A 23,441-nucleotide genomic window follows, 5' to 3' on the forward strand; every position below is an offset into this window, starting at 1 on the left:
GCTGTTAGCTGTTAGCCTTGTGCCGACAGCTCCATCAGCCCGATCAGCTAACAGCTATCAGCTAACAGCTAATAGCCAACAATAAAATGGCCGGAAGTAATCCTAACGCCAAACCGATGAACCTCACCCTGAAGGTGTGGCGTCAAAAAAACCGCATTACCAAGGGAGGCATCGTTGATTATCAGGTAAAAGACATCTCGCCCGATATGTCGTTCCTGGAAATGCTGGACGTGCTTAACGAGGACCTGCTGCGCCAGGGTCAGGAGCCGGTGGCGTTCGACCACGACTGCCGCGAAGGGATCTGCGGCTCGTGCAACCTGTTCATCAACGGCCGCGCCCACGGCCCCGAGCAGGGTACCACAACCTGCCAGCTGCACATGCGCAAGTTCTCCGATGGTGACACCATCACCATCGAGCCCTGGCGCGCTACGGCCTTCCCCGTGAACAAGGACCTGAGCGTGGACCGCTCGGCCTTCGACCGGATTATCCAGGCCGGTGGCTACGTATCCATCAACACCGGCGGCACGCCCGACGCCAACGAGATTCCGATTCCGAAGGACATTTCGGACCGGGCCTTTGAGGCGGCTACCTGCATCGGGTGCGGGGCCTGCGTGGCCTCGTGCAAGAACGCTTCGGCCATGCTGTTCGTATCGGCCAAGGTGAGCCAGCTGGCCTTGCTGCCCCAGGGCCACGTGGAGCGCAAAACCCGCGTGGAGAACATGGTAGCCCAGATGGACCTGGAAGGGTTCGGGGCCTGCACCAACATCGGCTCCTGCGCCGCCGAGTGCCCGGTGGGCATTTCGCTCGAGAACATTGCGATTCTCAACCAGGAGTTTCTGGCTGCTAAAGCTACTTCCAATAACCTGGCGTAAGGTTTTCGGTTACGCTAACAGGATTGCCCGAAAGGCGAAGCGGACTTCCGCTTCGCCTTTTTAGTGTACCAGGGCCAGGCACTCTTCCGCGCGGCCCGGCAACTTATTTCAGCCTCTTATTTACCCTGATGATAACCATTGTAGCCAGCACCAACCGCCCCCACTCACGCGCCCGCCGCATTGCCGATCTGTACCTGAACCTGCTGACCGAGCAAGGCGCGGAAGCCCAGATTCTGGACCTGGCCCTGCTGCCCGTCGATTTCACTACCTCGGCCCTTTACGACAACAGCGGGCGGCACCCCGAATTCAACCAACTGGTGGAGCTGGCCAATGCCGCCGACCGGCTGGTGTTCGTGGTGCCGGAATACAACTGCTCGTTTCCGGGGGTACTGAAGGCGTTTATCGACGGCCTCCCCTACCCGGGTGGTATCCGGGGCAAGAAGGCGGCCCTGGTGGGCCTGAGCAGCGGCGGTCAGGGCGGCCTGCTCGCCCTCAACCACCTCACCGACATTCTTATGTATCTGGGCACGGCCGTGCTGCCCCAGCGCGTGCGCCTGCCCTTCATCGACCAGCACCTGAGCGACGATGGCGCGCTGACGGAGCCGCTGTACCAGCAGGTGTTGCAGGAGCAGGTAGAGCACTTGCTGCGGTTTTAACTGACGGGTACAAAGTCGGTCTGTGGCGCGGACTTTAGTCCGCCCCCCCCCTGTAAAAGCGGCCTTTTCATGGGCGGCGGGCTGAAGTCCAGGCCCCGGCGGCGGCGGTTGTTCGCGCATCCTACTCTACCTTGCGGCGGCAGATGCTTCGCTTGTTTTGTAGGTATGGCACGCTGTTTCGCTTATTCTCTGGCCCTGTCAATTCTGGTCCCGACTAAACGTCGGGACCAGAATTGACAGGGCCAGAATCCGCAGTTCTTCCCGGCAGGTGTCCGAAAAGTAGCCATTACTCGCACCCCGGGGTACACTACTTCCACGGTTTCAAATGGCAATACGCCCTTCAGAACACGGGTAACCCGCACCAGAATGGCATGGAACAGACGGATGCCATCGGGAAGGAAGTACGGTACGGTGCGTATGAGCTCCCCCTCGAAAATAAACGTGGCCTCCTGCATGAGCAGCTGCTCCGCGCCGGGTGTAGGATGGACGCGCCCCACCAGAGACGTCAGCAGACCGAAGCCAAGAAGCAGGAACAGACGAGCCATGAGCTGAAAATAGAGATTCGTAGTGAGATGAACACCCCGCTTGCACATCGTTTGCAGCTGGCGCACCAGGCCCGAAGGCTTGTTCGAAGCCGGTGCCGCAACACCGCCGCCCGCAGGTATACAAGCTGGCTCGGAGGAGAGGATCGGTATACCCCTCAGGTATACGAACCGCGTCGGAGGAAGAAGCTTGTATACCTGAGTGGTATACCGACCGCGTCGGAGGAAGGAATTTGTATACTACTCAGGTATACAAACAGCGTTGGAGGAAGAAACTTGTATACCAGCTCAGATATACAAACCGCCTCCTCCGACGTTGTCGGTATATCAGCCTTGTTCCTTCTCCGATATGCATCCGACTAATCCAACTCCGGCGGCACCCTTAATCAGTCTTACCGCAGCCGTGCGCGCTCATTTTGCCTTGACGGGGCGCCAGTTGGCCCGCTACCTGGGCGTTACACCCGGCTTCGTACACCACCTGGAAACGGGCCGCCGGAGCCTATCGGCGCGGCTGGCACCGCGCCTGGTGGCACTGAGCCGCCTGTTGCCCCCGCCCCTGGGCCAGGGCCCGCCGGTGGCCCCGGAGCCCGATTTCTACGATCCGCTGGCACCGCTTCCGCTCCCGGAGCAGCTATTAGGCAGCACTGCGCCAACCGCCGCCGTTGCGCCCGATGCCCTGCACCAGCGCGTGCGCGATACCCGTCTGCTGCTGCTGGTACTGGGCCAGCGCTTGGCGCGTCAGCAGCAGCAGGCCGCTGCAATGGCCCGCCGAAGGCGCGGCCTGACCCAGCTTCGGGCTTCTGCCGCTCCGGCCGATGCGGCCGAGGCCGCCCATTACACGAAATGGCTCGCAGGCCTGACCCTGGACCTGGAACTCGACGAACCTGAGCCGGCCGCTACTACTACCACTCGCTGGCTCCTGGCGGCCCGCGTGGCCGGGCTCCGGGCCGAAGTAGCCGCCCTGAAAGCCAACCAGATTCTCTAGCGGCCTGCTCGCGTCGTTCAAACCTCCCGCAGCGGCTTGCCCTGCTGGCGTACCCAGCGGCGGTGCTTGGGCTCCCCGATAACCTGGGCCGAATAGATGCCGCGGTGGCCCGAGAACAGGTAGCTCACCACGCAGGCCAGTCCGGCGTAGAGGCCGCACTCCTGCCCGAACAGCTCCATAGCCATGAGCGTGCAGGCCAGCGGGGTGTTGGCGGCTCCCGCAAAAACGGCCACGAAGCCCATGCCCGCCAGCAGCGGCAAGGGCAGCGGCAGCAGCCAAGCCAGGGCGTTGCCCAGCGTGGCCCCCACGAAAAACAGGGGCGTTACCTCGCCGCCCTTGAAGCTGGCCCCCAGCGTGAGGGCGGTGAGCAGGATTTTGAGGGCGAAGGCATACGGTACCAGCGGCCCCCGGAACGCGGCCACGATGGTGGGCACACCCAGCCCGATGTAGTCGGTGGTGCCCAGGGCCCAGACCAGGCCGGCCACCACCACGCCACCCAGCGCGGGCCGCAGCGGGGGCCACTTCACCCGGCTTTTATAAAAGCGGCCCACCGCGTGGGTAGCCCCGGCAAACAGGCGGCCGCCCAGCCCAAAAGCCACGCCCGCCGCCGCCGCCAGCAACAGGGTTTCCACAGACAGAGCCGGCACCATGGCCCCACCCAGGTGCGGGTAGGCGGTATGGCCCACGCCCCAGGCCCGGGTCACGAGGTCGGCCCCGGCGGCGGCCAGGAAGGCGGGCAGGATAGCATCGTAGCGGATGCGGCCCAAAAAAAACACTTCGAGCCCGAAAATGGCCCCGGCCAGCGGCGTCCCGAATACGGAGGCAAACCCCGCGCTGATGCCCGCAATGAGCAGCACGCGCCGCTCCCGGCGGTGCAGGCCCAGGCGGCGGTGGAGCTGGTCGGCCAGGGAAGCGCCCATTTGCACGGCCGTACCCTCCCGGCCCGCCGAGCCCCCGAACAGGTGGGTGAGCACGGTACCCAGCAGCACCAGCGGGGCCATGCGCAGGGGCAGCACCGCCCGGGGGTGGTGAATTTCGTCGAGCAGCAGGTTGTTACCGGCTTCCACGCTTTGCCCCCAGTAGTGGTAGAGCAGCCCCACCAGCAGCCCCCCTACGGGCAGCAGGGCAATCATCCAGACGTGGACCTCGCGCCAGTTGGTGGCCCAGTCGAGGGCCACCAGAAACCCCGCCGAGGCTGTGCCGGCCAGCAGGGCCACGCCCGCCCCCAGCACCAGCCAGCGCCCCAGGTAGAGCAGCAGCAGCCGGTATTCGGTCAGAAGCGCAGGCAGAGGGTTCTTCATAGGCAATTCCCGAAGCGCGGGCGAACAAAAGTACATCGGCCGCCGCCAGCATCCCGGCAGCCGGAAACGACCCCTGCCACCCTCCCGTTCGGTTGGAAAATTACTACATTTCGTTCTGCGTTGCTTTGTTGCTCATCATGACTTCTTCTGCTTTTCGATGGCCGCTCGGGCTGGGGTTGATGGGGGCGCTGCTGCTGCTGCTGCTGCTGCTGCTGCTGCTGACGGGCTGCGGCGACCAAGGCAAGCCCGACGACGGGGGCCAGAACCCCTCCACGGCCACGCCCTACGTGCTCACGCTGCCAGCCAACCTGCCCCAGCACGTGGGCATCCCGGCCGATAACCCGCTCACTGAGGAAGGCGTGGCCCTGGGCCGGCAGCTGTTCTACGAAGTGCGGCTCTCGGGCAACGGCACGCAGTCGTGCGGGAGTTGCCACCAGCAAAGCCGGGCCTTTACCGATGGCCGCGCCCGCGCCCTGGGGGCCGAGGGCCAGCAACATGGCCGCAACACCATGAGCCTGGCCAACGTGCTCTGGGAAAAAACGCTGACCTGGGACGGGGCCGCCGCCAGCCTGGAGCAGCAGGCCCGCAGGCCCCTCGAAAACCCCGTAGAAATGCACCAGTTGCTGGCCACCGGCGTGCAGCGCCTCCAGCAGACGGACCGTTACCCGCCCCTGTTTCAGCAGGCCTTCGGGAGCAGCACCATCACCGAAACCAACGTGCTCAGGGCCTTGGCCCAGTTCGAGCGGACGTTGATTTCGGCCAACTCGCCCTACGACCACTACATCCGCAAGGAAGGCTCCCTCACGCCCACCGAGCGGGCCGGAGCCCGGCTGTTTAGCGACCATCCGGGCGAAGTGAGCGGCCTCTTCATCCGGGGCGGGGCCTGCCACCACTGCCACAGCAGCGAAAACGGCCTGTTCAGCTCCCCCGACTTCTTCAACAACGGCCTCGACCGCACCTTCGCCGACCCCGGCCGGGCCGGCGTCACGGGGCAGGCGCTTGACCGGGGCCGCTTCAAGGCCCCCACCCTGCGCAATATTGCCCAGACGGCCCCCTACATGCACGACGGCCGGTTTAAAACGCTGGAAGAAGTGCTCGACCACTACAACGAGCACGTGCAAACCACCAGCCCCGGCATCGACCCGAACGTGCTGCTTTCCAACACCCCCAACGGCACCCGCCTCAACCTCACGGCCCAGGAAAAGACCCAGCTCCTGGCCTTTCTGCACACGCTCACCGACTCCACCTTCCTCACCGACAAGCGGTTTGCCAACCCCTTCTGAGGGCCGGCAGCTGGTGGGGGCCGGCATTTAACCGGGCAGCTCAGCCGCCCAAAGCCGGCGGCCCGTATAGAGGCGTGCTTCTCCTTCCGCTTCCTGCTTTCTGCTCCTATGAAACGCCTGCTTCTCTGCGTCAGCCTGGCCCTGGCGCTCGTCTCCTGCACCCTGAGTCCCCGCCAGAGCCGGGGCCGCCCCCTCAGTCCCGACCGCGAAATGATGACCCCGGCCCACTTTCCGGAGGACTCCGCCCTGCTCCGGCCCGACTCCATCCGCTGAGCCCCGCGCCCTCTGTAACGTAAAACGCTCATCCGGCTGGCCGGATGAGCGTTTTACATGAATAGCATCCTCAGTCCGTTAGTCCACGTTGTCGTGCAGGAAGCGGTTGTCGCCCAGCAGCTCGTTGTCGTCGGAGAGGTTGAAGCGGCTGATGTTCTGCTCCGAGGAGGGCACCACGTTTTCCAGCTTCACTTGGCGGCGCAGGTAGGCGGGCGTATCCAGCTGGTCCTTGAGCGTGTCGTTGGTCAGGCCGTTGCTCAGGGCTTGCAGGCGCTGGCGGCGCTCCTCGGCCCGGGCATCCAGCGAGGGGCGGGGCAGCGCGTGCTGGGCAGCTACCGGGGCAGTCGTCGTCTGGGGCTGCTGATAAAGAACTGGCTCGGGCGTGGGCATCGAGGGGGCCGATACCGTTGGCTGCCCGTGCTGGGCGGGGGAGGTTTCCAGGTCGCGCTTCACTACCTGCGGCTCAGATTCTGCCGGGGTGGGCGTCCCGAACGTGGGCACGACGGACGTGTTTTCCGGGCGCTCCTCCTCTGCTTCCCCCACCTCCGCCTCAACGGCATTGGGGTCGCGGGGCACCACGGTTGTGATGTTGTGGGCGTCGCGGGCGAAGCCGGTGGCAATTACCGTCACCCGGATGCTCTGGCCCAGCGTGGGGTCGATACCGTGGCCGAAAATTACCTCCGCGTTCTGGCCGGCCTTCTCCTGAATGTACTCCGTGATTTCGGTGAGCTCATCCATTTCCAGCTCGGCCTGGTCGCCCGACATGATGCTGAGCAGAATGCGTTGAGCCCCGTGGATATCGGTGTTGTTGAGCAGCGGCGAAGCCAGGGCCTCCTCGGCGGCCCGGGCCGCCCGGTTCTCGCCTTCCGTTACGGAGCTACCCATTACAGCCGCGCCCGAGTCCTTCATCACCGTCTTCACGTCCTCAAAGTCCACGTTCACATCGGCCGTCACAGTAATGATTTCGGCAATGGATTTGGCGGCCGTACTCAGCACGGTATCGGCCTTGGCGAAGGCGGCCCGGATGGGCAGGTTGCCGTAGATTTCGCGGAGTTTATCGTTAAGAATCACCAGCACTGTGTCGCAGTTTTCGCTCAGCTCCTTGATGCCTTGCTCCGCCTGCTGCCGCTTCTTCTTGCCTTCAAACATGAACGGGGCCGTCACGATACCCACCGTGAGAATGCCCAGCTCCTTGGCTACTTTGGCAATAACGGGGGCGGCCCCGGTGCCAGTGCCGCCGCCCATACCCGCCGTGATAAACACCATACGGGTACCGTTGCTGAGTAGCTCCCGGATTTGTTCGCGGCTCTCGATGGCCGCCTGCTTGCCCCGTTCGGGATTCGCACCCGCCCCCAGCCCTTCGGTCAGGTCGGCCCCGATTTGCAGGCGGTTGGGCACCGTGGAGGAGGCCAGGGCCTGCTTGTCGGTGTTGCAGATGACGAATTCGACGTCCTTGATGCCCTGGCTGAACATGTGGTTCACGGCATTGGAGCCGCCTCCCCCCACCCCAATCACCTTGATGATGGACGTCGATTGCGCCGGAATGTCAAATGTATAATTCATGTTGGAAGTCAATGATGAATTATGAGCGATGAGGTGTGAACTATGCATTTTGAACTGAGACAATCAAGCCGGTTCATTACCTGAACCAACGAAATCCTCCATTCATACTTCATACTTCTTAACTCACAACTCACAACTAGTACTGTTTGTCGTCGAAGTCGTCGATCAGCAACCCTTTGGTGCGACTGAGGATCTTCTGGAAGAAGTCGCCGGCTCCCGACGATTTCTTGGCCGGCTCGCCAGCCGACGGAGTGGCCGGTTGCGGGGCCGGCACGTTGTGCTGAACCACGGCCACCGGCGCGGCCGGGCGCGCCTCAGTGGGGGCGCGGTAGTAGTTCTGCTCGGGCTCGTCGTAGCCGCGCTGGGCCACCCGATCATCGATGGAGCGGTAGCCGGCCAGCACGAGACCCACCGTGGTAGCGTACATCGGCGACTTCACGGCTTCGATCTTGCTCTTGCCTAGGTGCTCGTTGGGATAGCCAATGCGCGTATCCATACCGGTTACGTATTCCGTGAGCTGCACCAGATTCTGAAGCTGGGAGCCGCCGCCGGTCATCACGATGCCGGCCGCCAGCTTGTCCTGGAAGCCCAGGCGCTGAATTTCGGCGTACACCAGCTCCACAATTTCCTCCATCCGGGCCTCAATGATGTAGGCCAGGTTTTTCAGGCTGATTTCTTTGGGTGCCCGGTCGCGCAGGCCGGGAATGCTCACGATTTCGTACTCGGAGGCTTCCTCGGCAATGGCTTTGCCGAATTTCACCTTGAGTTGCTCGGCCTGGTTCTGCATCACGAGGCAACCCTGCTTGATGTCGGAAGTGATGATGTTGCCCCCGAAAGGCAGCACCGCCGCGTGGCGGATGATGCCATCCTTGAATACGGCCAGATCGGTCGTGCCGCCCCCGATGTCAATCAGGGCCACGCCGGCCTCCTTCTCTTCATCCGACAGCACCGACATGCTCGATGCCAGCGGCTCGAGAATCAGGTTATCGATTTCCAGCCCGGCCTTTGTAACGCACTTGTAAATGTTGTTGATGGCCGTGCTCTGGGCCGTGATGATGTGGAAGTTGCCCTCCAGGCGCACGCCCGACATGCCCACGGGGTCCAGGATGCCCTCCTCGTAATCCACCTTGTAGTCCTGGGGCATTACGTGGATGATCTGGGAGCCGGGGGGCGTCACGAGGCGGTACATGTCGCTGGTGAGGCGCTCCACGTCGGCCTGGGTAATTTCGTTCTCGGCCGAGGCGCGGGTGATGCTGCCGTTGTGTTGCAGGCTTTTGATGTGCTGGCCCGCAATGCCCACGTTCACCACCCCAATGTTGATGCCCGACTGCTCCTCGGCCTGGCGAATGGCGCGCTTAATGGCGTCCACCGTCTTGTCGATGTTCGACACGATGCCCCGCACCACGCCCTCCGACACGGCTTTGCCCAGGCCCAAAATTTCGAGCTTGCCGAACTCGTTTTTCCGCCCGACCAGAGCGCAGATTTTGGTGGTACCGATATCGAGGCCGACTACAATCTTATCGTGTTGCATGGGGAGGAAGGGCGAGAGAGTTGCGGTTGGATGCAGGAAAGGGGTGTCTAATACGCTTTAAGGTAGCGTATTAGGCGGATAATTTTATTCGCAGATGATTTGGTCCTTGAACTCGACGTTGACGCGGTGGTACGTATCCCAGCCCAGAACAGGGGGTATTTGCCGGTAAAATACCATCAGTTTCGCAAATTTCTCCGAAATATTCTCAGGAAAGCCAAATTCGACCCGTTGGTCGCCGACTTGCTGGGTGAACGAAATTTTGCCGTTCGGCCCCACGAATACTTCGGCGACCTGCGCCCGCCAGAACGGCTTTTCATCTACGTAACGCAAAAACTCCAGGTAGCGCGTGCCGCTGCTATCCTGAAAAAAGGTGGCCGACAGCGGTGTCCCGTTCGGCCGCGACACGGGCACCACCCGGGCCGTGAACAGGGACGAGAGCGGCAGCCGCCGCCCGTCGGCGTCGAGGTAGCTGTCCTGGCGGGAGTCGGCGTGCACGAGGCGGGCAATGGGGCGGCTCTGGCGCACGTCGGCGTGCAGGTTACCGGCCAGGTCGCGATACACCTGGGCCTCCTTCACGAAGCTGTGGGCCTTCAGGCGGGCCTCCAAATCCTTCAGGTTCACCTCTTCGGACGCGGCTCCTTCGAGGCGGTCCTGGCCCTGGCGGGTGAGCAGGCCGGTTACCTCGCGCTGGCCGATGAAGAAGTTGTTGAACTCGTTGCTGATGGACACCATCACACCGCCCACCCGCCGGTTGGACTGCCGCACGGCGGCAAATGCTCCCAGCGCCACCAGCAACAGCAGGCAGACGGTGGCAAACAGCAGGTTATTGGCTTTACGCTTCATCAAAAAAACTCAGGAACGGGGGAACTGGGAGGCTGTTTTTTAGAGGTGTCTGAGACTCCTATTCGTCGGAAGCAGGATCGGGACCGAGGCAGGTAGATGGGTGGCTAAAAACCCAGGGGGGGCAATTGCTCCGCTCACTGCCCTTTCCGCCAGCGAATATTCAAAATATTCCTTAATTGAGGCACCAACTGGTCCACGTCACCCGCTCCCACGGTGGCCAATACGTCAAAATTCGGATTGGTTTCGGCGTTTTGCAAAATTTCGGCCTTTGTTTGCAGAGATTTTTGCGGGGCCGTGATTTGGGATAAAATCAATTCCGACGTGATGCCCGGCATGGGCAGCTCCCGCGCCGGGTAGATGTCGAGCAGCACCACTTCATCGGCAAGACTCAGACTCTCAGCGAATCCGGCCGCAAAATCACGGGTGCGGCTGAACAGGTGCGGCTGGAAGATGACCCGCAGTTTGCGGCCCGGATACAAGGCCCGCAGGGAGCGTAAAAAAGCCTCAATTTCGCGGGGGTGGTGGGCATAATCATCCACGTACACCTTGGGGGCGGCGGGCGTACCGGCCGTCACGATGAACTCGAAGCGGCGCTTCACGCCCCGGTAAGCGGCCACAGCGGCGCGCAATTGCTCATCGGAAAGACCGAACAGGCGGGCCACGCAGGCGGCAGCCAGCATGTTCTCCACGTTGTGGAAGCCCGGCACGGCCAGCTCCAGCCCCTGTATCTGAGCCGTTGGCTGATAGCTGTTAGCTGATAGCGTCGTTGCCAATGACTGTTCGGGCGGGCCGTGCATGTCGAAGCGGAACAGATGGCCCTCGGCGACAATGTTGCTGGCGTACAGCTCGGGACCCTGCTCGGGGCTCAGGCCGTAGCGCAGCACCCGCACCCCAGCCGGGGCGGCGGCGGCCACGCTGGCATCGGCCGTGTGGTTGATGAGCAGGGTGCCCCCGGGCTGAATCTGCCCTACAAACTGCCGGAACGACTCCAGCAGCGTTTCCGCGTCGCCGTAAATATCGAGGTGGTCGGCGTCGGTACTCGTGACGATGGCCACGGTCGGGAACAGCGTCAGGAAGCTCCGGTCGTACTCATCAGCCTCCACCACCACGGGAATATCAGTGGCCAGTGGCGAGTTGCCAGTTGCCAGGCCGTTCTCACTGCTTGTTTTTTGTTGTTCGTTATGCGTTTTTGATGCCTGATTATGACTGTTATTATTCGCTTCCGCAGGAGAATTTTTAATTTTTAATTCTTCGCTTTTACTTGACTCCGGCAGGAGCAGGTTCGAGCCCAGGTTCACGCTGATACCGCCCAGGAAAGCGGCGCAGGGTACGCCGGCGTGGTGAAGCAGGTGGGCCACCATACTGCTGGTGGTGGTTTTGCCGTGGGTACCGGCCACCGCGATGGTGGGGCGGCCCTGGGTGAGCAGGCCCAGTACCTGGCTGCGCTTGCGAATGTCGTAGCCCTGCTCCCGCAGCCAGGCCCATTCGCGGTGGCCGGCCGGAATGGCGGGCGTGAGCACGACCAGCGTATCGGCGGGGTTTTCACGCACGGCCGCCGGAATGCTTTCCACCGCGTCGTCGTAGTGAATCAGGATGCCTTCCGCCGTCAGGGCTTCGGTGAGGGGCGTTTTCGTTTTATCGTAACCACTCACCACGTGTCCGTTGGCCCGAAACCAGCGCGCCAGCGCCGACATGCCGATGCCACCGATACCGAGAAAAAAGACGTTGGCTTGCATTTGTTAGGATATTGAGGGCTTAGGATGATGTTTGAGCGGCGAAGACCACCAATTACTTGTTCGGAATCAGTTTCAGCAGCTCGTCTACAATGGTAGCCGTGGCCTGCGGGCGGGCCAGCGCCCGGATGTTGGCGCTTAGCTGCTGCTGCCGCGCCGGGTCCTGGAGCAAGGCCAGCGCCTGATCGTAAAGGGTGGTAGTGGCCTGCGCATCGCGGACGAGCAAGGCGGCATCCTTTGTGGTGAGGGCCAGGGCGTTCTTGGTCTGGTGGTCTTCGGCCACGTTGGGCGAGGGCACCAGGATGCTGGGCTTGCCCGTCAGGCACAGTTCCGATACCGACAGGGCCCCGGCCCGGCTCACCACCACGTCGGCGGCGGCGTAGGCCAGGTCCATGCGGTGCACGAATTCGTGGGCGTGCAGGCCATCGGCAGCAAACGGAACTGCCTGCTTATCAGCCTCGGGGAAGTAGAGCTTGCCGGTTTGCCAGAGCAGCTGCACGCCCGCCGCTTGCAGGCGGGGCAGGGCGGCGGCTGTGGCCTGGTTGAGGGTGCGCGCGCCCAGGCTGCCCCCAATCACCAGCAGCACCGGCCGGCGCTCATCGAGGCCGAAAAAGGCCCGCGCCTCGGCCCGCTGGCCGTCGGCAATTTCGGTGCGGACGGGGTTGCCGGTCAGCACCAGCCGGTCGGCGGGGAAGAACTTGGCCATGCCTTCGTAGGCCACGCAGATGCGCTGTACTCTTTTGGCCAGCAGCTTATTTACAAGGCCGGCGTAGGAATTCTGTTCCTGAATGAGGGCCGGAATGGCCCGTGAGGTGGCCGCCAGCAGCACCGGGGCCGAAGCATAGCCGCCCACGCCCACCACGGCATCGGGCCGGAACTCGTTTATGATTTTGCCGGCCTTGCGCACGGCGCGCATCACCTTGAGGGGAAACAGCAGGTTTTTGGGCGTGAAGCTGCGCTGCAACCCCGCAATGTCGAGGCCCACAATGTTGTAGCCGGCCTCGGGCACACGGGTCATCTCCATGCGGCCGTTGGCCCCCACGAACAGGATTTCCGCATCGGGGTGGCGGCGGCGGACTTCGTTGGCAATGGCGACGGCCGGGAAAATGTGCCCCCCAGTGCCGCCGCCGCTGATGATAAGTTTCATTTTTGAGCTGTTAGCTGTTAGCTATTAGCTGCTAGCTTCCCGCCACCACCATCACCTTGATTAAATCAAGCTAACAGCTAATAGCCAGCAGCTAACAGCTCCTTTAGGCGTACTGCGACACTTTTGGGATGCGGGGGGTGTCGGCGGGTTCGCCGGCCATCGGGCGGATTTCCCGCTCGCCCCGACTCACGGCCAGGATAATGCCGATGCTGATGCCGGTGAAGATAAGCGAAGTGCCGCCCATACTCAGCAGCGGCAACGGCAGGCCGGTAATGGGGCCCAGGCCCACTGCCACGCCCATGTTCACCATCGCCTGCAACACCAGACTGAACGTGATACCCGCCGAGAGCAGCCCCCCAAAAGCCCCGTAACTGTTCATCACCGTTTTCAGCCCCCGGTACAGGAAAGCTAAGTAGAGAAACAGTACTACTACGCCCCCGAACAAGCCGTACTCCTCAATGATGATGGCGTAAATGAAGTCGGAGTACGGGTGGGGCATGATGTTGCGCTCGGTGCTTTTGCCGGGCCCCTTGCCGAAAACGCCGCCGGTAGCCTCGGCAATGTAGGCGTGCTCCAGCTGGAAGGGCACCGGCTTGCTCTTATCGGTAAAGCTCTCAATGCGCGACTGCACCGTTTTCCAGCGCTGCCCCGCCACCAGCCCCACGCCCCCGATAACCACGCCAATGACCACCATTACGGCCATCTGCTTGAGCGGCACCCGCCCGATAAACATCAGCAGCAGGCAGGTAGCAAACAGCAACAGCGCCGTGGAGGCATTCGACAGGATAATGAGCCCGCAGATGACGCCCACCCAGAGCATTACCGGTAGCAGGGTGGTTTTGAAGTCGCCCACGTTCTGCTGGCGGCGGCTGAGCATGGAGGCCAAATGGGAAATCAGGGCCAGCTTGGCCAGGTCGGAGGGCTGGAAGGTTTGGTTGATGACGGGGATGGTGAGCCAGCGCGAGGCGTCGTTGAAGGTGGTACCGCCCATGAAGTAGGTGAACAGCAGCAACGGCACCGATAGCAGCAGGGCGTAGAGCGAGATGCGCGAGTAGTAGCGGTAGTCGATGCGGTGGGCCAGCCACATGAAGAACAGGCCCACAAAAATCAGGCTGGTGTGCTTCATGAGGAAATACTCGGTATTACCGCCCCGGCTCTTGTAAGCCAGCGTGCCGGTAGCCGAGTACACCACGGCAATCGAAATCAGCGAAAACAGCACCACAATGCCCCACAGAATGGGGTCACCCTTGAGGTTTTTGCGCAGCCAGTTGGTTAGCATTTCCATGAATCACTGCTTTTTGTTGATTTTCCGCTTCTATGATTTACCGCTGATTACGCTGATTCTTTGGCGGTGGACTCAGGCCCTAGCGCGGCCACGGCAGCGGCGAATTGCCGGCCCCGATCCTCGTAGTTCTGGAACAGATCGAAGCTGGCGCAGGCGGGCGAGAGCAGCACCACGTCGCCGGGGACGGCGAGAGCGGCGGCCCGTTGCACGGCGGCTTCCATCCGTTGGGTGTCTTCGAGTTGGGGCACCAGATTGCCGAAAGTGGTTTTCAGCTTCTCGTTGTCGAGGCCCAGACAAATTAGCGCTTTTACGCGGCTTTGGGCCAGCGGTAGCAGGCTGGCGTAGTCGTTGCCCTTGTCGGTGCCGCCCGCAATCCAGATGATGGGGGCCGTGATGCCGTCGAGGGCGTACCAGGCGGCCTCCACGTTGGTAGCCTTGCTGTCGTTGATGAAGCGCACGCCGTTATGCTCGCCCACCAGTTGCAGACGATGGTCGGCGTTGCGGAACGAGGCCAGGCCGGTTTCAATCCGGGCGGCGTCGAGACCGGCAATGCGGGCGCAGAGCACGGCGGCCAGCGTGTTCTGGCGGTTGTGCTGCCCGATGAGCGGGGAGCCAGCGGTACTGATTTGCCCGGTTTCGCCGGGCGTACCGGGCTGTAAATCTACCTGCACGGTGGTTTCGGCGGCATAAAAGCCGGCCAACTGGAAATCGGGGCGCTGGTGCAGGCTGAAGGGGAGCTGGCGCATGGGCCGCAACGCGCCCTGGAAGTAGCGCTGGATGGTTTCGTCGTCGGCGTTGTAGATGAAGAAGTTGCTGCTGTCCTGGCGCTGGGTGATGCGCAGCTTGGACTGGGCGTACTTTTCGAGCGAGTAGTCGTAGCGGTCAAGGTGGTCGGGGGTGATGTTGAGCAGCACCGAAATCCAGGGCTGAAAATCGTAGGTGTCGTCGAGCTGGAAGGAGCTTAGTTCCACCACGTAGTAGTCGTGCGCATCGGCAACAACCTGCTCGGCCAGCGAGTAGCCCACGTTGCCGGCCAGGCCTACTTTCAGGCCGGCTTCCTTCAGCAGATGGTAAGTGAGCAGCGTGGTGGTGGTTTTGCCGTTGGTGCCCGTGATACCGATGCACCGGGCTTTCGTGTAGCGCCCGGCCAGCTCGATTTCGGAAATGATGGGCGTGTTGTGCTGGCGCAGGGCCTGAATGACGGGCGCTTTTTCCGGGATGCCGGGGCTTTTCACCACCTCATCGGCCGTCAGGATTTCGGCCAGCGTGTGCTGGCCTTCCTCGAACCGGATAGTGGCGTTGCGCAGCTTTTCCTGGTAGCGGGGCTGAATCGGGCTCTTATCGGACACGAATACGGTGTGGCCTTTGGCCTGGGCCAGCAGTGCCGCCCCTACCCCACTCTCACCCGCTCCTAGAATTACGTAGTGCATGATTATTCTTTTTGGGGTTCCCGCAGAGGGTCGCAGAGGAATGCGCAGAGGTTCGCAGAACGTTCTGCGCATTCCTCTGCGACCCTCTGCGGGAACCGCTGTTAGCGCAGTTTCAAAGTCACCAGCGTCAGCACGGCCAGCATGATGCCCACAATCCAGAAGCGCGACACGATTTTAGACTCGTGGTAGCCCAGTTTCTGGTAGTGGTGGTGGAGCGGCGACATGCGCAGCAGGCGGCGGCCCTCGCCGTACTTTTTGCGGGTATACTTGAAGTAGCTCACCTGGGCCATCACCGAGACGCTTTCGATCAGGAACACCCCGCAGAGCACCGGAATGAGCAGCTCTTTCCGCACGATGAGGGCCAGCACGGCAATGATGCCGCCGATGGCCAACGAGCCCGTATCGCCCATGAAAACCTGGGCCGGGTAGCTGTTGTACCACAAAAAGCCCACGCAGGCCCCCACAAAGGCGGCGCAGAAAATGACCAGCTCGCCCGAGTTCGGGATGAACATGATGTCGAGGTAGTCGGCCAATAGCGCGTTACCGCTCACGAAGGCGAAAATGGCCAGCGTGGTCCCGATAATGGCCGAGGTGCCCGCCGCGAGCCCATCGAGGCCGTCGGTGAGGTTGGCCCCGTTGCTGACGGCCGTGATGATGAGGATGACGATGGGAACGTAGAAGAAGGCGTAGTACTCGTTGAAAAAGTCGCCGGCCGTGGCGAACAGGTCGCCGTAGTTGAGCTCGTTGTTTTTGAGAAATGGTACGGTGGTAATCATCAGCTTCACGTCCTGGTACACGCCGCTGGCGTCTACGGCCGAGAACGTGCCGTTGGCCAGCGCGTACTGGCGCACGGTTACGTCGTTGCTGAAAAACAGCACCCAGCCCACCGTAAGGCCCAAACCCACTTGGCCCAGAATCTTGAAACGCCCGGCCAGCCCCTCCTTATCCTTCTTCACGACCTTGATGTAGTCGTCGACGAAGCCAATCAGCCCCAGCCACACCGTGCTCAGAATCATGAGGATGATGTAGATGTTTTCGAGCTTGGCAAACAGCAGCACCGGCACCAGAATGGCCAGCAGAATGATAAGCCCGCCCATCGTGGGGGTACCCTTCTTCTCGGCCTGCCCCTGCAAACCCAAATCGCGGATGGTTTCGCCGATTTGCTGGCGCTGCAACAGCCGGATCAGCGGGGCCCCGAAGTACTGGGCGATGATGAGGGAGAAAACAATAGCCAGCGCCGCCCGGAACGAGGTGTACTGCATCACGCCGGTGCCCGGAATGTGGTAGACTTTGTATAGGTAATTAAAGAGGTAGTACAGCATGGGCGCGGTGGTCGGCAGTCGGGTTGGGGAGGTTTGCGGACTGCAAAGGTTCGGTTTTTTGGGTTGGGGTCAAAGAAAACGATCAGGTGGAGCAGCCACACTGCTTCGTTCTGGCGTCGCGCCTCACCCCCCGGCCCCGTCTCCGAAAAAGGAGAGGGGGAGACAGACGACTAAAAGGAGGATGTATGTAGCTGTAACCGTACGCTGGTCTGTCAGGCTCCCCCTCTCCTTTTCATTCCGCGCATTGAGCGGCGTAGGGGGCCGGGGGGTGAGGCGAAACATTGAACGAAGCAGTGCGGCTACTCCATCTGACGTTTCAACTCATTTCCCCAGCAGCTGGAACATCTCCTGAAGCACCTGCTTGTCGTCGAAATCGTTTTTAACGCCTTTGATTTCCTGGTAGGTTTCGTGGCCTTTGCCCGCTACCAGCACAATGTCGCCGGGTTGGGCCAGGGCCACGGCCGTTTTGATGGCTTCGCGGCGGTCGGCAATGGTGAGGACTTTGCCTAGCGCAGCGGCGGGCACACCGGTTTGCATCTGGGCCAGAATGTCGTTGGGGTCCTCGAAGCGGGGGTTGTCGGAGGTGAGCACGGCACGGTCGGACAGCTCGGCAGCCAAGCGGGCCATGAGGGGGCGCTTGGCCCCGTCGCGGTTGCCGCCGCAGCCCACCACCGTAATCACCTGCTGGCTGGGCTGACGGATGTCGGCAATGGTCTGGAGCACGTTTTCCAGCGCGTCGGGCGTGTGGGCGTAATCCACGATGCCCGTAATACGCGTTTTGGCCGATACCACCGGCTCGAACCGGCCGGGGGCCGAGGTCAGGCCCGAAAGCACCGTGAGGACTTCCGTGGGGTCTTCGCCCAGCAGCACCGCCGTGCCGTAAATGGCCAGCAGGTTGTAGGCGTTGAACACGCCGATGAGCCGAAACTGCACCTCCCGGCCCTCTATTTCGAGGTGGAGGCCGTGCACCGCGTTTTCGAGCAGCCGGGCCCGGAACTCGCCGTGGCCCCGCAGCGAGTACAGCTCGCGGCGGCCAGCTACGTTTTGCAGCATCACGGCTCCGCGCTTATCGTCGGCGTTGCTCAGGGCAAAACCCGACTTGGGCAGCATATCAAAGAAACCCTTCTTGGCTTTCAGGTAGGCGTCGAAGGTGCCGTGATAATCCAGGTGGTCGTGGCTGAGGTTGGTGAACACCCCACCCGCGAAGTGCAGACCTGTCACGCGGTGCTGGACCACGGCGTGGGAGCTGACCTCCATAAACACGTGGGTGCAGCCGGCGCGCAGCATCCGGGCCAGCAGCGCGTTGAGGCGGATGGCGTCGGGCGTGGTGTGGGTGCTCGGAATCACCTGCTCATTTATCTGATTCTGCACCGTGCTCAGCAGCCCGCAGTGGTAGCCCAGCTCCCGGAACAGCTTGTGGAGCATCGTGGCGCAGGTGGTTTTGCCGTTGGTGCCCGTAATGCCCACCAGCTGCATTGCTTTGGACGGATGCCCGTAGAACTCGGCCGCCATCAGCGCCATTGCCCGGGCCGAATCGGCCACCCGCACGTAGCTGGTGGCCGGGTTCAGCTCGGCTGGCAACTCCTCGCACACCACTGCGGCCGCGCCCAGCTCCACCGCTTTCTGTATGAACTGATGGCCATCGGTGGCGGTACCCCGCAAGGCAAAAAACACCGTTTCCGACCCCGCCTGCCGCGAATCCAGCGTGAGGGCGGTTACGGCAGCATCCGTTGGGCCGTGCTGGTCGAGCACAATGGCGGCGGTCAGGAGTTGGGCAAGCGTGGTCGTCTGGTTCAAGGTTGTTCTGGTCTATCGTTCGTATTGCGGGGTCCCAGGGCTGAAGCCCTGAGCTATGCAGCATTGTTCAGCCGGCCTGTTTCCCGCTAACTAGCCCAGGGCTTCAGTCCTGGAAAACCGGGCGGTAGCATCAGGGCGCAGCGGTCTGCACCGCCAGCGGCCTCGATTTGGCACCGATGGGTTCGAGCTGAATCACGACGGTGGTGCCGCGCTTGGCGGGCGTGCCGGCGGCCACCGACTGGCCCGTTACCCGGCCCGAGCCGTTGCTGCGCACCCGCAGACCCCGGTTTTCGAGCAGGAACAGGGCGTCGCGGAGCGTGAGGCCCTGCACGTTGGGCACCCGACCGGGACGCATAGGCAGGGGCCGCAGCAGCACATCGGCCGAGTCGGCGGCGGGGGCGGGGGCGGTGCGCACCCAGTCATCGGTGCCGGTGCTGCCCGCGTGGCGCACGCCCAGCTGGGCAAACATCATCGTCAGCTCATCCTGCATACCGGCCTGCACCATGGGCACCCGCGACTTGCCCTGGGGGGCGCGGGCCAGCAGCGGCCGCTGCGAGGCCGCGTCGCGGGCCATGGCTTTGTCGGCCAGCTCCCGGAACACCGGCGCGGCCACGTCGGCCCCGTAAATGCGGCCGTTCTTGGGCGAATCGACCACCACGATGCAGCTGTACTTGGGGTTGTCGGCCGGGAAATAGCCGCAGAAGCTGGTAGAATACGTGCGGGTGTAAGCCCCGTTCTTGAACTTCCAGGCCGTGCCGGTTTTGCCCGCAATCAGATAGTCGCGGGTGCGGATGCCGCGAGCGGTACCGTGCTCCACCACGCCTTCCATCATGGCCCGCACCTTTTGCAGCGTTTCATCGGAGCAGATTTTCGGAATCAGTACCACCGGCTCAAACTGCTCAATTATTTTATCGGCCTGCTTGATTTCCTTCACAATCATAGGCTGCATTTTCACCCCGCCGTTGGCCACGGCATTGTAGAAGGCCAGCGTTTGCAGCGGGGCCAGCTTCAGCTCGTAGCCGATGCTCATGGTTGTGAGCGAGGTACGGCTCCAGCTCCGGTCGTTGGGGTCCTTGATGTAAGGGCGGGCCTCACCGGCCATCTGGAAGCCCAAGGGCTTGTCGAGGCCAAAGCGCTTGAGGTAGTCGGTATACCGCTCCGGCTTCTTGTTGAAAATGCGGTCGGTGAGCTTGGCTACGCCGATATTCGACGACTTCTCGAACACCTGCTGCAATGTGATGCGGCCGTAGGGGTGGGAGTCAGTTTTCACGGCTCCCCCAATTTTGAGCGAGCCGGTGCGGCCGGTGTTAATCGTGTCGGTGAGTTGCAGGCCAGGGTCTTCCTCGAAGGCGGCCATCATCGAGGCCAGCTTGAAGGTCGAGCCCGGCTCGGTACGGCCCTGGTCGGCAATGGCGTAGTTGTAATCCTCCCGGTACACACCTTCGGCCACCTTGCCCAGGTTGGCCACGGCCTTGATTTCGCCGGTTTTCACCTCCATCAGAATCACGGTGCCGTACTGGGCATTATTCTCGACCAGCGACTTATACAGGGCATTTTCGGCCATGTCCTGGAGGTTGATATCGAGGGTCGTTTTCACGTCGTAGCCGGGCTGGGGCTTCACCTCGGTACCGTCGTAGATGGGCTTATTGCCGCCGGGCAGGCGCTCGAACAGGGCCTCCCCGTCGCGGCCGGCCAGGTGGCGGTTGAAGGTGAATTCCAGGCCCGCCCCGTTCTTGTCCTCGTTGATGAAGCCGATGGTGCGCTGGGCCAGCCCGCCGAAGGGCCGGAAGCGCTTGTCCACCTGCTCGAAAATAACCCCGCCCCGGTTTTTGCCCTCCCGGAAAATGGGCCAGGTAGCCAGCTCCTTTTTTTCCTGAAAGTTGATTTGCCGCGAGTTCAGGCGGATATAGCGCGTTTTACTCTTGGGGTTGTGGGCGTCCTTGAGGCGGCGGAAATATTCCTGCCGGCTGCGGTCACCGAAGAAGTTCGCCAGCAACCGGGCCAGTGAATCGGCCTTCTGGTTGAACAAATCATCGTCGACAACGCTCGGGTCCCAGGCCACCCGGTAGAAGGGCAGCGAAGTAGCCATAATGCTCTCGTTGTCGGAGTAGATGTTGCCCCGGGTGGCGAAAACGGGCTGGTACACGATGCGGCGCTCCTGCTCCAGGGCGCTCCAGCGGGCTCCCTCCTGAAACTGGATGTGGACAATGCGCCACACAATGGCCGCCGAAAACAGGCAGACCCCCAAAAAGGCCAGCCGGATGCGGGTAACGATGCTTTTTTTAACGTTTCCTTTCATTGCGGCGATTGGCAGAACGATGGGAGGATGCAGCGGCCGGTTCGCCGGTTAAGTCAGTCCCGATGGGCACGGGAGGCGCGCCCACCTCCACCGAGTCGCCGCCCACGGCCGGGCCGATGGCCCGGCGCAGCGAGTCGGCGCGGGCGCGGGCCGTCATGGCCGCCACCGAGTCGGCGGTGAGCAGGGGCATGCGGTCCAGCTCGGCTTCATCAAGGCCGCCGGCGGGCACGGCAATGCGGAAGGGTGGCGAGGAGCTTTCCACCAGCCCGTAGGCCGCTACTTTGCGGGCCACCTCGCTCTGTTTGCTGGCCTCCATGTAGTCCGATTTGAGAGTGGTGTAGTCGGCGCGCAGGTCCTCGGTTTCGAGTTTAAGCTTCTGAATGCCCCGGTTCATACGCGTGGCGTAGTGCGTGTTGCCGATGTACACCAGCGTCAGGAACATAATAAAGAGCAGGTGGGGCAGAAACCGCACTGGCAGCCCTTCCTGAAACAGCCCGTCCACCCGCGTCACGCGCTCGAGCAGCGTAAACACGCTCCAGTTGCTGCGCTTGGCGGCGGCCGGCCGGGGCGTGCGCMCCGGCCGGGGGGCGGGCKCGGGCATGGGTTCCGGCTCGGCCACCGGCGGGCGCACCGGCTCCGGTTCCGCAGTGCGGGGCACGTTGGCGCGGGGCTGGCTGGCGACGGGACGGACGGTGTTGGCGGCCATTTTTGAATTAAAAATTAAAAGTGAAAAATGAGCTGCCCGAACGTTCAGCTTTTGAGTTGCAAGGTGCGCAATTGCGCAGCTCCTGAACCAGCGTGAACATTCCAAAAATCAACTCATCTCCATCGTTATTCGTCATTTTTACTTTTTCGCTTTTACTTTTTAATTGCGATGCGCAGCTTCGCGCTTCGGGCGCGGCTGTTGAGGGCAATTTCCTCGGGCGTGGCTTCCACAGGTTTGCGGGTAACCACTTCAAAGGGCAGGTCGGTGCGGCCGAACAGGTCCTTGTCGGCTTCGCCGAAAAACTTGCCCTTAGCCAGGAAGTTCTTCACCAACCGGTCTTCGAGCGAGTGGTAGCTCATGACCACCAGCCGGCCGCCGGGGCGCAGCACCCGGGCCGTTTGCTCCAGCATCTCGCGCAGGGCCGCCATTTCGTCGTTGGCCTCGATGCGCAGGGCCTGGAAAACCTGGGCCAGGTACTTGTTTTCTTTGCCCCGGGGCGTGCAGGGCGCAATGGCTTTTTTGAGGCCCGCAATGGTAGTAATGGCCTGCCCGCGCCGGGCCGAAACTACGGTGGCCGCCAGGGTGCGGGCGTTGGTCACCTCGCCGTACATGCCAAAAATGCGGTGCAGCTCGGCCTCCGGGTACTCGTTAATGAGGTCGGCGGCCGAGGCGTCGCCGCCGTCGGGGTCCATGCGCATGTCCAGGGGGCCGTCGAAGCGGGTGCTGAAGCCGCGCTCCGGCGTATCGAACTGGTGGGACGATACGCCCAGATCGGCCAGCAGGCCATCCACGGGCAGCACGCCGCGTTGGTTCAGTTCGGCGTGCAGGTGGCGGAAGTTGCTGCGGATGAAGGTAAACTCCGGCCGGGCCAGCTGGGCGGCTTCCGCCTCGGCATCGGCATCCTGATCGAAGCTGAACAGGTGGCCGGGGCTTTGCAGGCGCTCCAGGATGCGGGCCGAGTGACCGCCGCCGCCGAAGGTTACGTCCACGTAGCGGCCGCCGGGTCGCAGGTCGAGGCCCTCCAGGCATTCGCGCAGCATCACGGGGCGGTGGTAGGCGGCGTCGTTGGCGTAGTCGTTGGCGTAGTCGTTCAAATCGTTGCTCATGCGGCCGGGGGGCCGGGGGGGCCGGTTTCGGTGGTCAGAAATTTCTGGGCCAGCTTCGAGAAGCTTTGCTGGTCCTTTATAAGGAAGTCGTCGTAGCGGGTGGGGTCCCAGATTTCGCAGCGGTTGCCCAAGCCCACGATAATGGCTTCCCGCTCGATGCCGGCGTAGCGCAGCATGGTGCGCGGCAGCATAAACCGCCCGATGCTGTCGAGCTCCACCTCCGTCATGCCCCGGAAAAAGTTGCGCTGGAATTGGCGGTATTCCTCATTGAACTCGTCCAGGGCCATTACCTTCTCGTGAATCACGCGCCAGGCCGCCCGGGGGTAGAGCACTAGGCAGGGCTCAAACCCGCGGACCAGCACCAGCTGGTTGCCCGAAGCTTCCGGCAGATTCGCCTTCACCTTCGCCGGCAGCACCAGCCGACCTTTCAGGTCGGGCTTGCACTCGTATTCGCCGGAGAGCAACTGGTTCATATGGGCGGGATGGCGTGGGCATGGCAACGGGATATAGCAAAAGTACGGAACCGCTTGGAAAAGGGCACCACGATTTACCATTTTCTACCACCAGCCAAATATGCCTTCCGGAGCATATTCAGGCCATTTTTTGCTTCATTACATCCGCTCGTTTTCCGAAGTACGCCAGAATGGCAGACGTTTTTCTAGGACAGAGTTCCATTCGACTGAGGCCAGACGCAACGCTCCGGGCCAGCCATTCGTAGCTGCCCGCCCCGGATTCCGTACCGGGCTTTCGGGCGGGGCATTGTATCT

Annotated in this window: 20 protein-coding genes; 5 read left to right on the forward strand and 15 right to left on the reverse strand. The window is 62.3% G+C overall.

What is annotated here, in order from left to right:
* Positions 1-116: 116 nt before the first annotated feature.
* Positions 117-872: a succinate dehydrogenase/fumarate reductase iron-sulfur subunit gene (locus tag D0T11_RS14620; RefSeq protein WP_119656542.1), complete on the forward strand. Its 756-nt coding sequence runs from the start codon at positions 117-119 to the stop codon at positions 870-872.
* 128 nt (positions 873-1,000) lie between these two features.
* Positions 1,001-1,528, forward strand: a complete 528-nt coding sequence (locus tag D0T11_RS14625) for an NADPH-dependent FMN reductase (RefSeq protein ID WP_119656543.1) — start codon at positions 1,001-1,003, stop codon at positions 1,526-1,528.
* Between the two features lie 182 nt (positions 1,529-1,710).
* On the opposite strand, the gene D0T11_RS14630 is transcribed toward D0T11_RS14625, so the two are convergent.
* Positions 1,711-2,073 (reverse strand): hypothetical protein, encoded by a 363-nt coding sequence (locus D0T11_RS14630; RefSeq protein WP_147374671.1) that lies wholly within the window; start codon positions 2,071-2,073, stop codon positions 1,711-1,713.
* A 400-nt stretch (positions 2,074-2,473) separates the two neighbouring features.
* Between D0T11_RS14630 and D0T11_RS14635 the strand changes: the two genes are divergently transcribed.
* Positions 2,474-3,055 carry a helix-turn-helix domain-containing protein gene (locus tag D0T11_RS14635; protein WP_147374672.1) on the forward strand — a complete coding sequence of 194 codons (582 nt, stop codon included), beginning with the start codon at positions 2,474-2,476 and terminating at the stop codon, positions 3,053-3,055.
* Positions 3,056-3,072: 17 nt separating this feature from the next.
* Here the strand turns inward: D0T11_RS14635 and D0T11_RS14640 are convergent, their stop codons facing one another.
* Complete coding sequence (locus tag D0T11_RS14640) at positions 3,073-4,356, reverse strand: chloride channel protein (protein WP_119656546.1); 1,284 nt, start codon at positions 4,354-4,356, stop codon at positions 3,073-3,075.
* Between the two features lie 137 nt (positions 4,357-4,493).
* On the opposite strand from D0T11_RS14640, the gene D0T11_RS14645 reads away from it, so the two are divergent.
* A complete protein-coding gene (locus D0T11_RS14645; protein WP_182888423.1) occupies positions 4,494-5,639 on the forward strand; it encodes a cytochrome-c peroxidase in 1,146 nt (381 codons plus the stop codon).
* 108 nt (positions 5,640-5,747) lie between these two features.
* Entirely contained in the window at positions 5,748-5,912 is a 165-nt protein-coding gene (locus tag D0T11_RS22595; RefSeq protein ID WP_182888424.1) for a hypothetical protein, read from the forward strand.
* Between the two features lie 78 nt (positions 5,913-5,990).
* Here D0T11_RS22595 and ftsZ read toward each other — a convergent pair whose 3' ends face one another.
* The 13 genes from ftsZ to mraZ all read right to left on the reverse strand — a co-directional run bounded on the left by ftsZ (position 5,991) and on the right by mraZ (position 23,147).
* A complete protein-coding gene (gene ftsZ / locus D0T11_RS14650) occupies positions 5,991-7,475 on the reverse strand; it encodes a cell division protein FtsZ (RefSeq protein WP_119656548.1) in 1,485 nt (494 codons plus the stop codon).
* A gap of 136 nt (positions 7,476-7,611) precedes the next feature.
* Complete coding sequence (ftsA, locus tag D0T11_RS14655; protein WP_119656549.1) at positions 7,612-9,006, reverse strand: cell division protein FtsA; 1,395 nt, start codon at positions 9,004-9,006, stop codon at positions 7,612-7,614.
* An 84-nt stretch (positions 9,007-9,090) separates the two neighbouring features.
* Complete coding sequence (locus D0T11_RS14660) at positions 9,091-9,849, reverse strand: cell division protein FtsQ/DivIB (RefSeq protein WP_119656550.1); 759 nt, start codon at positions 9,847-9,849, stop codon at positions 9,091-9,093.
* A 134-nt stretch (positions 9,850-9,983) separates the two neighbouring features.
* A complete protein-coding gene (locus D0T11_RS14665; protein ID WP_119656551.1) occupies positions 9,984-11,585 on the reverse strand; it encodes a UDP-N-acetylmuramate--L-alanine ligase in 1,602 nt (533 codons plus the stop codon).
* A 52-nt stretch (positions 11,586-11,637) separates the two neighbouring features.
* A complete protein-coding gene (murG, locus tag D0T11_RS14670) occupies positions 11,638-12,729 on the reverse strand; it encodes an undecaprenyldiphospho-muramoylpentapeptide beta-N-acetylglucosaminyltransferase (RefSeq protein WP_119656552.1) in 1,092 nt (363 codons plus the stop codon).
* 103 nt (positions 12,730-12,832) lie between these two features.
* A complete protein-coding gene (locus D0T11_RS14675) occupies positions 12,833-14,008 on the reverse strand; it encodes an FtsW/RodA/SpoVE family cell cycle protein (RefSeq protein WP_119656579.1) in 1,176 nt (391 codons plus the stop codon).
* 53 nt (positions 14,009-14,061) lie between these two features.
* Entirely contained in the window at positions 14,062-15,444 is a 1,383-nt protein-coding gene (gene murD / locus D0T11_RS14680; protein WP_119656553.1) for a UDP-N-acetylmuramoyl-L-alanine--D-glutamate ligase, read from the reverse strand.
* Between the two features lie 101 nt (positions 15,445-15,545).
* The gene (gene mraY, locus D0T11_RS14685) at positions 15,546-16,766 is read right to left on the reverse strand and encodes a phospho-N-acetylmuramoyl-pentapeptide-transferase (RefSeq protein ID WP_119656554.1); all 1,221 of its coding nucleotides are present in this window, start codon (positions 16,764-16,766) and stop codon (positions 15,546-15,548) included.
* A gap of 321 nt (positions 16,767-17,087) precedes the next feature.
* A complete protein-coding gene (locus D0T11_RS14690; RefSeq protein ID WP_380284010.1) occupies positions 17,088-18,563 on the reverse strand; it encodes a UDP-N-acetylmuramoyl-L-alanyl-D-glutamate--2,6-diaminopimelate ligase in 1,476 nt (491 codons plus the stop codon).
* A 130-nt stretch (positions 18,564-18,693) separates the two neighbouring features.
* Positions 18,694-20,862 (reverse strand): penicillin-binding protein, encoded by a 2,169-nt coding sequence (locus tag D0T11_RS14695; RefSeq protein ID WP_119656555.1) that lies wholly within the window; start codon positions 20,860-20,862, stop codon positions 18,694-18,696.
* Complete coding sequence (locus tag D0T11_RS22600) at positions 20,846-21,568, reverse strand: FtsL-like putative cell division protein (RefSeq protein WP_182888425.1); 723 nt, start codon at positions 21,566-21,568, stop codon at positions 20,846-20,848. Before D0T11_RS22600 ends, D0T11_RS14695 begins: the two co-directional genes overlap by 17 nt.
* Before the next feature lie 152 nt (positions 21,569-21,720).
* Positions 21,721-22,674 (reverse strand): 16S rRNA (cytosine(1402)-N(4))-methyltransferase RsmH, encoded by a 954-nt coding sequence (gene rsmH / locus D0T11_RS14705; RefSeq protein ID WP_119656556.1) that lies wholly within the window; start codon positions 22,672-22,674, stop codon positions 21,721-21,723.
* On the reverse strand, positions 22,671-23,147 hold the full coding sequence (mraZ, locus tag D0T11_RS14710) for a division/cell wall cluster transcriptional repressor MraZ (RefSeq protein WP_119656557.1): 477 nt from the start codon (positions 23,145-23,147) through the stop codon (positions 22,671-22,673). The genes rsmH and mraZ overlap by 4 nt, the downstream gene beginning before the upstream one ends.
* Between the last annotated feature and the right edge of the window lie 294 nt (positions 23,148-23,441).

It is taken from the genome of Hymenobacter rubripertinctus, from assembly GCF_003583925.1.
In the GTDB taxonomy this organism is placed as follows: Bacteria; Bacteroidota; Bacteroidia; order Cytophagales; family Hymenobacteraceae; genus Hymenobacter; species Hymenobacter rubripertinctus.

Excerpts from the sequence above, each read along its gene's own strand:
- murG (WP_119656552.1), bottom strand. The coding sequence starts at position 12,729 with ATGAAACTTATCATCAGCGGCGGCGGCACTGGGGGGCACATTTTCCCG.
- D0T11_RS14675 (WP_119656579.1), bottom strand. The coding sequence starts at position 14,008 with ATGCTAACCAACTGGCTGCGCAAAAACCTCAAGGGTGACCCCATTCTG.
- mraZ (WP_119656557.1), bottom strand. The coding sequence starts at position 23,147 with ATGAACCAGTTGCTCTCCGGCGAATACGAGTGCAAGCCCGACCTGAAA.
- D0T11_RS14695 (WP_119656555.1), bottom strand. The coding sequence starts at position 20,862 with ATGAAAGGAAACGTTAAAAAAAGCATCGTTACCCGCATCCGGCTGGCC.
- rsmH (WP_119656556.1), bottom strand. The coding sequence starts at position 22,674 with ATGAGCAACGATTTGAACGACTACGCCAACGACTACGCCAACGACGCC.
- D0T11_RS14630 (WP_147374671.1), bottom strand. The coding sequence starts at position 2,073 with ATGGCTCGTCTGTTCCTGCTTCTTGGCTTCGGTCTGCTGACGTCTCTG.
- D0T11_RS14620 (WP_119656542.1), top strand. The coding sequence starts at position 117 with ATGAACCTCACCCTGAAGGTGTGGCGTCAAAAAAACCGCATTACCAAG.
- mraY (WP_119656554.1), bottom strand. The coding sequence starts at position 16,766 with ATGCTGTACTACCTCTTTAATTACCTATACAAAGTCTACCACATTCCG.
- D0T11_RS14660 (WP_119656550.1), bottom strand. The coding sequence starts at position 9,849 with ATGAAGCGTAAAGCCAATAACCTGCTGTTTGCCACCGTCTGCCTGCTG.
- murD (WP_119656553.1), bottom strand. The coding sequence starts at position 15,444 with ATGCACTACGTAATTCTAGGAGCGGGTGAGAGTGGGGTAGGGGCGGCA.
- D0T11_RS22595 (WP_182888424.1), top strand. The coding sequence starts at position 5,748 with ATGAAACGCCTGCTTCTCTGCGTCAGCCTGGCCCTGGCGCTCGTCTCC.
- D0T11_RS14625 (WP_119656543.1), top strand. The coding sequence starts at position 1,001 with ATGATAACCATTGTAGCCAGCACCAACCGCCCCCACTCACGCGCCCGC.
- D0T11_RS14665 (WP_119656551.1), bottom strand. The coding sequence starts at position 11,585 with ATGCAAGCCAACGTCTTTTTTCTCGGTATCGGTGGCATCGGCATGTCG.
- D0T11_RS14640 (WP_119656546.1), bottom strand. The coding sequence starts at position 4,356 with ATGAAGAACCCTCTGCCTGCGCTTCTGACCGAATACCGGCTGCTGCTG.
- D0T11_RS14645 (WP_182888423.1), top strand. The coding sequence starts at position 4,494 with ATGACTTCTTCTGCTTTTCGATGGCCGCTCGGGCTGGGGTTGATGGGG.
- ftsZ (WP_119656548.1), bottom strand. The coding sequence starts at position 7,475 with ATGAATTATACATTTGACATTCCGGCGCAATCGACGTCCATCATCAAG.
- ftsA (WP_119656549.1), bottom strand. The coding sequence starts at position 9,006 with ATGCAACACGATAAGATTGTAGTCGGCCTCGATATCGGTACCACCAAA.